This is a genomic window from Streptomyces sp. NPDC026673, from assembly GCF_040638135.1.
Taxonomy (GTDB): domain Bacteria; phylum Actinomycetota; class Actinomycetes; order Streptomycetales; family Streptomycetaceae; genus Actinacidiphila.
Window position 1 is genome coordinate 23,608 of record NZ_JBEZXR010000088.1, and the last position, 10,220, is coordinate 33,827.

Annotated in this window: 8 protein-coding genes; 2 read left to right on the forward strand and 6 right to left on the reverse strand. The window is 71.5% G+C overall.

The annotated features are described in order from the left end of the window. The first annotated feature begins 156 nt into the window (after positions 1-156). Positions 157-2,892 carry an NACHT domain-containing protein gene (locus AB0F62_RS36750; protein ID WP_361809765.1) on the forward strand — a complete coding sequence of 912 codons (2,736 nt, stop codon included), beginning with the start codon at positions 157-159 and terminating at the stop codon, positions 2,890-2,892. Here AB0F62_RS36750 and AB0F62_RS36755 read toward each other — a convergent pair. Both AB0F62_RS36755 and AB0F62_RS36760 read right to left on the reverse strand, forming a co-directional pair. Beyond that, positions 2,880-4,631: an RICIN domain-containing protein gene (locus AB0F62_RS36755; RefSeq protein WP_361809767.1), complete on the reverse strand. Its 1,752-nt coding sequence runs from the start codon at positions 4,629-4,631 to the stop codon at positions 2,880-2,882. The genes AB0F62_RS36750 and AB0F62_RS36755 overlap by 13 nt on opposite strands. Positions 4,632-4,963: 332 nt before the next feature. Beyond that, positions 4,964-7,480: an ATP-dependent Clp protease ATP-binding subunit gene (locus tag AB0F62_RS36760; protein WP_361809769.1), complete on the reverse strand. Its 2,517-nt coding sequence runs from the start codon at positions 7,478-7,480 to the stop codon at positions 4,964-4,966. A 433-nt stretch (positions 7,481-7,913) separates the two neighbouring features. On the opposite strand from AB0F62_RS36760, the gene AB0F62_RS36765 reads away from it, so the two are divergent. Further along, complete coding sequence (locus AB0F62_RS36765; protein ID WP_361809771.1) at positions 7,914-8,438, forward strand: hypothetical protein; 525 nt, start codon at positions 7,914-7,916, stop codon at positions 8,436-8,438. Here the strand turns inward: AB0F62_RS36765 and AB0F62_RS36770 are convergent. The 4 genes from AB0F62_RS36770 to AB0F62_RS36785 form a co-directional block, all read right to left on the reverse strand. Beyond that, positions 8,369-8,710: an Lsr2 family protein gene (locus AB0F62_RS36770; RefSeq protein ID WP_361809773.1), complete on the reverse strand. Its 342-nt coding sequence runs from the start codon at positions 8,708-8,710 to the stop codon at positions 8,369-8,371. The genes AB0F62_RS36765 and AB0F62_RS36770 overlap by 70 nt on opposite strands. 164 nt (positions 8,711-8,874) lie before the next feature. Continuing rightward, positions 8,875-9,393: an amino-acid N-acetyltransferase gene (locus AB0F62_RS36775; RefSeq protein ID WP_361809775.1), complete on the reverse strand. Its 519-nt coding sequence runs from the start codon at positions 9,391-9,393 to the stop codon at positions 8,875-8,877. A 9-nt stretch (positions 9,394-9,402) separates the two neighbouring features. Next, positions 9,403-9,807: a BlaI/MecI/CopY family transcriptional regulator gene (locus AB0F62_RS36780; protein ID WP_361809777.1), complete on the reverse strand. Its 405-nt coding sequence runs from the start codon at positions 9,805-9,807 to the stop codon at positions 9,403-9,405. 56 nt (positions 9,808-9,863) lie between these two features. After that, complete coding sequence (locus AB0F62_RS36785; protein ID WP_361809779.1) at positions 9,864-10,049, reverse strand: hypothetical protein; 186 nt, start codon at positions 10,047-10,049, stop codon at positions 9,864-9,866. Between the last annotated feature and the right edge of the window lie 171 nt (positions 10,050-10,220).

Here is a 10,220-nt window from a genome sequence, read left to right on the forward strand (position 1 = left end):
GTCACGTGGGTCACGTCACCGGCCCCGGGACCAAAGGGAATTGCCCCTCGGGACCTAGGTCCCGTGGCCCGGGTCACATGGAAAAGGAAATCGAAGGGCACACGCGGCGCAAAGAAAAGGAAAGCCGCGCGTCCGCACTACGGGGGGAACGGGAACGTGGATCCTTCGGCCGTCGGAGTCCGGCTGGCCTCGGCCGTCGCCGGGCCGCTGATCAAGAGGCTCTTCGTGGCCGAGGGCCCGGGCGCCGGCCTCGTGGACCACCCGGTCCGCATCTCCGGCCGCGTCTCCTTCAGGGGCGAGAAGCGCACCCTCACGGAAGCGGACCTGCGCGTCCTGGCCGCCAGGCTCGTACGGCAGGCCCTGCGCACCGGGGAGCGCCCCGTCGGCGCCGACGAGGAGACCGCCGTCGCGGACGCCCTCGCGGCCTCCCTGCAGGCCCTCGGCGACCTCGACCTCACCGACCTGCAGGCCGTCGCCCTCGGCCACACCGAGTTCGCCCGCGCCCTGCGCCGTGCGGCCGGCTCTCCCGAACGGGAACTCAGCGCCGACGGCGCCCACTTCCACGAACGGCTGCTCGACACGGCCTGCCTGCACATCCTGCACTTCTTCACCCGGCGCTCGACCTTCGTCGCCGCGACCCTGGTCGACCAGAGCCGGGCGCTGGGTGAGCTGACCGCCCGCGTCGACGAGCTCATCGCCCGCAGCCCGCTGCCGGGCGGCGAGGACCCGGCCTTCGAGCGGCGCTATCTGGCGTACGTGGAGAAGAAGTACGGGCGGCTCACCATCCACGGCCTCGATCTCGCGGACGCCCCGGACCGGTGGCCGCTGGACACGGCCTACCTCAGCCTGGAGGCCGCGCCGTCCGCCGGGCCCGTGGACGGTGGTCCGCGGGAGACCGCCGGGCCCCGCGCCGCCGACCGGGCGCTCGCCGGGCCCGAGCGCGTCCTGCTGCGCGGCGAGGCGGGATCGGGGAAGACCACGCTCGTCCAGTGGCTCGCGGTCGCGTGCGCGCGTCAGGAGCCGGACGAGGGCATGGCGTACCTCGACGACCGGATCCCCTTCGTCCTCCCGCTGCGCGGCCTCACCCGCCACGGCGAGCGGCTGCCCGCGCCCCGCGACTTCCTCTCCGCCGCCGGCTGCCCGCTCGCCGGCTCCCAGCCGGCCGGCTGGGAGGCCCGGGTCCTTGCGGCGGGACGCGGCCTGCTGCTGGTCGACGGCGTCGACGAGATCCCCGACACCGAGCGCCGCCGCACCCGGGCCTGGCTGCGCGACCTGCTCGACGCCCATCCCGGCAACCGCTGGCTGGTCACCTCGCGCCCCGCGGCGGTACGCGAGGACTGGCTCGCCGAGGACGGCTTCACCGAGCTCGCCCTGAACCCCATGGGCCCCGCCGACGTCGCGGTCTTCGTCCGGCGCTGGCACGCGGCGGCCGGCCCGGCGGCCGCCGCGTACGCCGAGCCGCTGCTCGCCGCGGTGCGGGCCGAGCCCGGCCTCGGCCGCCTCGCCACCAATCCCCTGATGTGCGGGCTGATCTGCGCCCTGCACCACGACCGCCGCGGCTACCTCCCGCGAGGCAGGAAGGACCTGTACGCCGCCGCGCTGTCGATGCTGCTGGTGCGCCGGGACCACGAACGGGACACGGCGGCCGTACCGCTGCGCGAGGAGACGCAGATCGAGCTGCTGCAGCGGCTGGCGCACTGGCTGATGCGCAACGGCCGCACCGAGATGGACCTCGACCGGGCCGAGGCCGTCGTCGCGCGGGCGCTGCCCGCCGTCCCCGAGGCCGCCTCACTCGGCGACGCCGCCGCCGTCCTCACGCATCTCCTCGACCGCGGCGGCGTACTGCGCCGGCCCGCACCCGGCGCGGTCGACTTCGTCCACCGCACCTTCCAGGACTATCTGGGCGCCCGCGCCGCCGTCGAGGAGGGCGACGTCGGCATGCTCACCGGCCACGCCACCGACGACCGGTGGGAGGACGTCCTGCGGATGGCGGTCGCACTCGCCCGGCCGCGCGAGCGGACCGCGATCCTCGAGGACCTCCTCGACCGCGGTGACCGCACGCCGGACCGGCGCGGCCGGGCGCGGCTCCACCTGCTCGCCGCCGCCTGCCTGGAGCACGCCGACGCCCTCGACCCGGCCGTGCGCGAGGCGGTGGAGCGGCGCGCCGCCGCGCTCGTACCGCCCGCCGACGCGGCGGAGGCCCGCGCGCTGGCCGAGGCCGGACCCCTCGTCCTGGACCTCCTCCCGGACCCCGACGGGCTCTCCGACGAGGACGCCCTGCATGTCGTCGTCACGGCCTGCCACCTGCCCTCGGACCGGGCCCTGCGCTATCTGGGCCGTTTCGCCGGACACCGGTCCCTGCGGGTCCGCGCCCAGCTGATGTGGTCCTGGCACCGCTTCGACTGCGCCCCGTACGCCCGGGAGGTCATCGCCCGCCTCGATCCGGACGGCCTGGACTTCACCGTCCGCTCCGCCGACCAGCTCCGTGAGCTGCGCCGGCTGGACCTGCGGCCCACCCGCCTCGACCTGCGGGGCGACCTGCCCGCGGACGAACTGGCCGGCTATGCCGCCGGCCTCGCCCTCACCGAGGTCAGGGTGAAGGACTGCGCACTGCCCGATCTGCGCTTCCTGGCCGGCCAGGACGGGCTGCGCGCGCTCGCGCTCCTGGGCCCGGGCCTGCCGGCCGACTGGCGGTCGATCGGCGCGCTCCCCGGGTTGAGGGAGCTGGTGCTGGCCGCCCCGCCCGACGGCGGCCGGCTGGACCTGTCGCCGCTCGCCGCCCACCCGGGGCCGCTGACGGTGCGCGTCGCGCTGCCGGTCGGCCGGCTCGTCGGGGCCGACCGGCTGCCCCCGGGCGTGACACTGGTTCCGGAGCCGCGTCAGGGGCGGTAGCCGCCGCCCCAGTCCCAGCCGCCCCAGCCTCCGCCGCCGTTGCCGTAGCCGCCGCAGTACCGGTCGCAGGGCGTCTCGCTCGGCGCCGGGGAACCCGTGGCCGAGGAGGTCGGACTCGCCGAGGGCAGGGCCGCCAGTCGTGTGGACCCGGAGAGCAGCTTCGAGGCCGCGGCGGTGTACGCCACCGACTGGAAGCGGGGCGGGGCGACGGAGGTGTCGAAGGTCCAGCGCTGTACGGGCCGCCCGTCGCGGGGTTTGAGAACGATCTTCGCTCCCCGTTCGCGGCCCTCGGGGGCGACCGCGAGCTGCTGGTTCCAGCGGGGGATGAGGTCGCCGGTCAGGGTGAGGTCGTAGCGCACGTCCTCGGCCCCGGTGACGAAGGACGCCGTGCACAGGCTCAGCTCCAGCGCGGCGCCGCGGTGGGAGTTGAGGCAGTACGAGGGCTGGGCGACGCTCCGCATGAGGCCGTCCGGCTCGTAGGACCAGAACTGCGTGGCGCCGGAGTCGCAGGCCGCGGTGGCGGCGTCGGTGCCGAGGACGGTCCGGCGTCCGGACAGGTCGACGCACAGGTCGTTGTCGTTGTTGCGGAGGCGGCCGCGGAGCCCGCCGCTGGGAACGGGCTCGGCGGTGACCGTGCTCGAGCCCGGGGCGGTGTCCGAGGTGGTGACCGAGGCCGTGGCGGTGGGGGACGCCGAAGCCCCGGTGGAGGCCGTTCCGGAGGCGCGGTCGTCGGTGCCGCCGTCCCCGGCGATCACTCCGACGGCCAGCGCGATCACCAGGGCGCAGCCGCCGAGACCCAGCAGGGTCGCGGCGAACCGCCGGCGGCCACCGCCTGCGGCCCGGCGCCTGCGACCGCCATGGCGCGGCCCCGGGGAACCGCCGCCGCCGCTCCCGGCATCGTTGTCACGCGCCGCCCGGCGGGTGGGGCGGGAGTCGAGGTACCCCCGCGCCTCCCAGACCAGGACCGCCTCGGCGATCAGGACGCCCAGCCGGTCCCCGGAGTGGTCGAGCTGCTCGGCCGCGTAACGGCAGTGGTCGCACCGGGCGATGTGGCGCTGCAGGTCGGGTACGAGGCCGGCGCCCCCGCGGTGGATGGAGATGTCCAGCAGCCGGCTGAACTGCAGGCAGGCCTCGTACGGCGCGAGATCGCGGTGCGCCTGCACACAGGCCTCGCGGAAGCGTGTGCGGGCGAGCTCCAGTTGCGCGGCCGCCTTCTCCGGGTCGAGGCCGAGCAGTCCGGCCGGAACGTCCAGCGGCTCCGCGTCCACCTCGGCGTGCCAGAGCAGGCAGCGGGCGGGCTCGGGCAGCCGGAGGAAGGCCCGGGCGGCCAGGCGGCGGTTCTCCGGTATCGCGAGCCGGGTGTCGGTCTGGTCGGGACGGGGGCGCAACCGCCGGTGGAGCCAGGCGCGCCGGCGGTCGACGGCCCACTCCTCCGCGATCTTGTGGACGGTGATCAGCAGTTCGGGACGCCAGGCGGCCGTGGGCCCGGTCAGTCGCAGGGATTCGACGAAGACCCGGGTGAACGCGGCCGCCGCGAGTATCCCGGCGGAGTGCCCGGAGACGGTGCACAACTCCGCGTACTCGGAGACCGGCCGCCAATGGCGGGCCAGCAACTCTTCGAACGGCTGGTGCGCGCCGTCCTTTCCCAGGGACTTTCCGATCTCTCCGGACAGCGTCTCGTCCGGTACGCCGAACAGCCGGCCGGGGTCCGTGGAATTCGGATGTGGGGATTCCTTCAACGAGAGTTTCCTTCCGCGTTCGCCCCGCCGGGAAAAGTACGAACCAATCCGCCGGCGTGGGACGCAGCTACGTGGGGGGAGGTGAGGCCGGGGCGCTGGTGAGGGGGCAAGGGGCCTCTCCTCACTCTCGGCTGATCTTTTCGAATGCCTGATGGAATGACGGCACGGCGCCGGCCGGGGCACGGAGAAGGAAGGGTCCGTGCTGAACATCGCTCACCTTTCCACAAATGCAACCGGCGGAACAAGGGTGAGTTCATGGGGAACACAAAACGCGAGCGACCCCGTCCGCACCAATGTGCGGACGGGGTCGCTCGTTGTCGGATTACTTGCGGTTACGCGTCCTTGCTGAGGTTCGGCCCGCCGGCCGCCTCGACCGGAGGCGCGTCGGCGACGGCGACCTTCTCCTCGCCGCGGAAGGTGAACTTGATTTCGTCACCCTCGCCCTCGGTGCCCACGACCACGATGTGGCCGGTGCGCAGCTCGCCGAAGAGGATCTTCTCGGAGAGCACGTCCTCGATCTCGCGCTGGATCGTCCGGCGCAGCGGCCGGGCGCCCAGGACCGGGTCGTACCCCTTCTTGGCGAGCAGCTTCTTGGCCTCGGGGCTGAGCTCGATGCCCATGTCCTTGTCCCTGAGGCGCTCGTCCACCCGGGCGATCATGAGGTCGACGATCTGGATGATGTCTTCTTCGCTGAGCTGGTGGAAGACCACGATGTCGTCGACACGGTTCAGGAACTCCGGACGGAAGTGCTGCTTGAGCTCCTCGCCGACCTTGGCCTTCATCCGCTCGTACCCGGTCTTGACGTCGCCCGCGGCCGCGAAGCCGAGGTTGAAGCCCTTGGAGATGTCCCGGGTGCCGAGGTTGGTGGTCATGATGATGACCGTGTTCTTGAAGTCCACGACCCGGCCCTGGGAGTCGGTCAGCCGACCGTCCTCCAGGATCTGCAGCAGGCTGTTGAAGATGTCCGGGTGGGCCTTCTCGACCTCGTCGAAGAGGACGACCGAGAACGGCTTGCGGCGCACCTTCTCGGTGAGCTGGCCGCCCTCCTCGTAGCCGACGTATCCGGGCGGGGAGCCGAAGAGCCGCGAGACGGTGTGCTTCTCGCTGAACTCGGACATGTCGAGCTGGATCAGCGCGTCCTCGTCGCCGAAGAGGAACTCGGCGAGCGTCTTGGAGAGCTCGGTCTTACCGACGCCGGACGGGCCGGCGAAGATGAACGAGCCACCGGGGCGCTTGGGGTCCTTCAGACCGGCCCGCGTACGGCGGATGGCCTGCGAGAGGGCCTTGATCGCGTCCTTCTGGCCGATGACGCGCTTGTGCAGCTCGTCCTCCATGCGCAGCAGACGCGAGGACTCCTCCTCGGTGAGCTTGAAGACCGGGATGCCCGTGGCCGTGGCCAGGACCTCGGCGATCAGCTCCTCGTCGACCTCGGCGACGACGTCCATGTCGCCGGCCTTCCACTCCTTCTCCCGCTTGGTCTTCGCGGAGAGGAGCTGCTTCTCCTTGTCGCGGAGGGAGGCGGCCTTCTCGAAGTCCTGCGAGTCGATCGCGGACTCCTTCTCCCGGCGCACGTCGGCGATCTTCTCGTCGAACTCGCGCAGGTCCGGCGGAGCGGTCATCCGGCGGATGCGCATCCGGGAACCGGCTTCGTCGATCAGGTCGATCGCCTTGTCCGGCAGGAAGCGGTCCGAGATGTAGCGGTCGGCGAGGGTCGCCGCGGCCACCAGGGCGGCGTCCGTGATGGACACCCGGTGGTGGGCCTCGTAGCGGTCCCGCAGACCCTTGAGGATCTCGATGGTGTGCGGCAGCGACGGCTCCGCGACCTGGATCGGCTGGAAGCGGCGCTCCAGGGCCGCGTCCTTCTCCAGGTGCTTGCGGTACTCGTCGAGCGTGGTGGCGCCGATGGTCTGCAGCTCGCCGCGGGCGAGCATCGGCTTGAGGATCGAGGCGGCGTCGATCGCGCCCTCGGCGGCACCCGCACCCACGAGGGTGTGGAGCTCGTCGATGAACAGGATGATGTCGCCGCGGGTGCGGATCTCCTTGAGCACCTTCTTCAGGCGCTCCTCGAAGTCACCGCGGTAGCGGGAGCCGGCGACCAGGGCGCCCAGGTCCAGGGTGTAGAGCTGCTTGTCCTTCAGCGTCTCCGGGACCTCGCCCTTGACGATCGCCTGGGCCAGGCCCTCGACGACGGCGGTCTTGCCGACGCCGGGCTCGCCGATGAGGACGGGGTTGTTCTTGGTGCGGCGCGACAGCACCTGCATCACGCGCTCGATCTCCTTCTCGCGCCCGATGACGGGGTCGAGCTTGGTCTCACGAGCGGCCTGCGTGAGGTTGCGGCCGAACTGGTCCAGGACGAGCGAGGTCGAGGGGGTGCCCTCGGCCGGACCGCCGGCGGTGGCGGCCTCCTTGCCCTGGTAGCCGGAGAGCAGCTGGATGACCTGCTGCCGCACCCGGTTGAGATCGGCGCCCAGCTTCACGAGGACCTGGGCGGCGACGCCCTCGCCCTCGCGGATCAGGCCGAGCAGGATGTGCTCGGTGCCGATGTAGTTGTGGCCGAGCTGGAGGGCCTCGCGGAGCGACAGCTCCAGGACCTTCTTGGCCCGGGGGGTGAAGGGGATGTGCCCGGACGGGGCCTGCTGGCCCTGGCCGATGATCTCCTCAACCTGCTGGCGGACCGCCTCGAGCGAAATCCCGAGGCTCTCCAGGGCCTTAGCGGCGACACCCTCACCCTCGTGGATAAGGCCCAGGAGGATGTGCTCGGTGCCGATGTAGTTGTGGTTGAGCATCCGGGCTTCTTCCTGAGCCAGGACGACAACCCGCCGCGCGCGGTCGGTGAACCTCTCGAACATCGTTAATCGCTCCTCAGAGCGGTCGGGCAGTTAGGGGCGTGTCCCCTCCCTGTCCTTCCGCATGCTAGTCCCGCACAGCGGGGCAGCTCACTTCAACCGTCGACACCTGGCGGGGTCGTCAACCCCCCGCGCCGCCGACAACAGCTCCAACCCGATGGTGCGAGACGATGTTCCCGCAGGCCAGGCGGATAGCCCTTTATCCAGTACGCCGAGGGCGAACGTGCCGCCTGACCGACATGGCCGTCGTCCGTTCCCACTAGGTATTTCTTACCCGCCCGCACGGACAGTCCATGCCGGAAGCACGCCCACTGTCTGCTATAGGCGAACAGGCTTGCGTCCGGGGAATTCACGGAGAGTGATGGACACCGGCCGACCGGGCACTCCCGGTGACGTGCCACGTAACCCGGGACCCCCCGGGACCGTTGCGCAGGGCATGCAGGCCGCACGGGCCCCGATGGCCCTGGAACACGCCGACGCGCTCGACGTCCCCGCGGAGGCGGGGCACGAGGTGCTCGGCCGCTTCCCGGCGCCCAGGACCGGCCCGGTCGCCCTGGCCGGGCACCGGATGCGGTTCTTCGTCGCCCCCGGCAGCGCCGAGGAGCTGCCCGGTCTGCTCGACTGGCTTGAGTGGAGCGGCATCCCGCTCGACCTGATCCCCCTGTGCGGGCGCGAGGCCGGCTACGACGACGGCGCGCCGGCGTGGCTCCGCCCGCCCGCTCCGGGCGGTCGGCACCACGTCGGCGCGCCGCTGTCCCTGCCCGCGATGACGGTCGGCACGCACCCGGGCCCCGCGGCGGACGGACGCGCGGGAACCGTGGGCCTCACGGCCCTGGTGTCCGCGCTCGCGACCGCCTGCCACCGGGTCCGGCTGCGCGCCGCCCGGACCGATCAGCCGTGCGCCTTCTCGTACGCTTCCCGGATCTGCGCGGGGACGCGGCCGCGGTCGTTGACCTCGTAGCCCTCTTCCTTGGCCCACGCGCGGATCTTGGCGGTGTCCTGGCTTGCCACGCCGCCACGGGAGGCGCTCTTCGTGGAACGACCGCGGCCGGCACGGCCACCGGTGCGGCGGCCGCCGTCCACGTACGGGCCGAGCAGACCGCGCAACTTGTCGGCGTTGTCGGTGGTGAGGTCGATCTCGTACGTCACTCCGTCGAGTGCGAACGTCACGGTCTCATCCGCCTCGCCGCCGTCGAGGTCGTCAACAAGAAGGACCTGTACCTTCTGTGCCACCGGCTTCCCTTTCATCGAATACGGATAACCGGTAAAAGCAAACCGCCTTTTCCCGGAAAACTCAAACCCCTTGCCCGAACTGCCCCGGACCGGGCCGCTCCCCGCGGTCTTCCGGATGGAACGTATCGGACATACTGTTGTGCCCGACGGACGCCGAGGGGACCTCACAGATGCAACAGCATCCGGCTGTTGCCCAAGGTGTTCGGTTTCACTCGTTCGAGGTCGAGGAACTCGGCCACACCCTCGTCCTTTGACCGCAGCAGCTCACCGAAGACATCGCCGTCGACCGGCGTCTCGCCGATCTCCACGAAGCCGTGCTTCGAGAAGAAGTCCACTTCGAAGGTGAGGCAGAAAATTCGCCGCACTCCGAGCCACCTCGCGGTGTGCAGCAGCTTCTCCAGTACGAGATGACCGACGCCCTTGCCGTGGTGCGCCGGATCGACCGCGAGAGTGCGCACCTCGGCGAGGTCCTCCCACATCACGTGGAGTGCGCCGCAGCCCACGACCTCGGCGTCGTGGTCGTGTTCGGCCACCCAGAACTCCTGGATGTCCTCGTAAAGCGTCACAGTCGGCTTGTCCAGCAGGATACGGTCGCGGACATAGGCGTCGAGCAGTCGCCGGACGGCCGGCACGTCGGCCGTACGGGCCCGGCGGATGGTGACGCCATTTGAAGCGGCGGGCATGTGCGGACGCTATCGCCCGTCCGATCCGTCCGTCTCCCCGGGGTCACCCGGATCGGCGGATTGCACCACCCGCATTGCGTCACGGAGGGCTTCTCGCTGTTCCGCCGACATCTTCCCGAAGAAGGCGACAAGGGCCGCCGCGGGGTTGTCGCTCGCGGCCCACGCCTCGTGCATGAGTGCCGCCGAGTAAGCGGCCCGCGTGGAAACCGCCTCATAGCGATAGGCGCGCCCTTCGGCTTCCCGCCGGAGCCAGCCCTTCTGATGAAGGTTGTCCATTACGGTCATGACCGTCGTGTACGCGATCGAGCGCTCCCGGCGGAGATCCTCCAGCACCTCGCGCACCGTCACCGGGCGGTTCCAGCGCCAGACCCGGGTCATCACGGCGTCTTCGAGGTCTCCCAATGGACGGGGCACACCCGAATACTAGTTGCTTACGGGCACAATGCCCGGAATGCCGGAATTATCGGAGGTCACACCCGGGAGCCGGTGCCGCCCGCTCGCTGGGCCGGGGGCTGCGCGCCGGACAGCGCGGCGTCGACCACCGCGTCCTCCTTGGCCTTGTTGACCCCGCCCTGGCTCCTGATCAGCGTCCTGATGATGAGGGTGAAGGCGACCGCCATCACGGCGGGGGGCACGAGCGCGGAGACGTAGTCCATGGCTCCAGAGTAGCCACGCCCCGCCGCGCGCTCCGCGGCGGTCCACCACCGGCGGGCGGCCCCTGTGGTGGGGCCTACAACATCGACCTGGGCGCCAACGGGGTCACAGTGACCCCCGACTCCCTCGGACAATCCGTGACCGTGCCCTCCGCCACCACCGGCCAGCCCGCC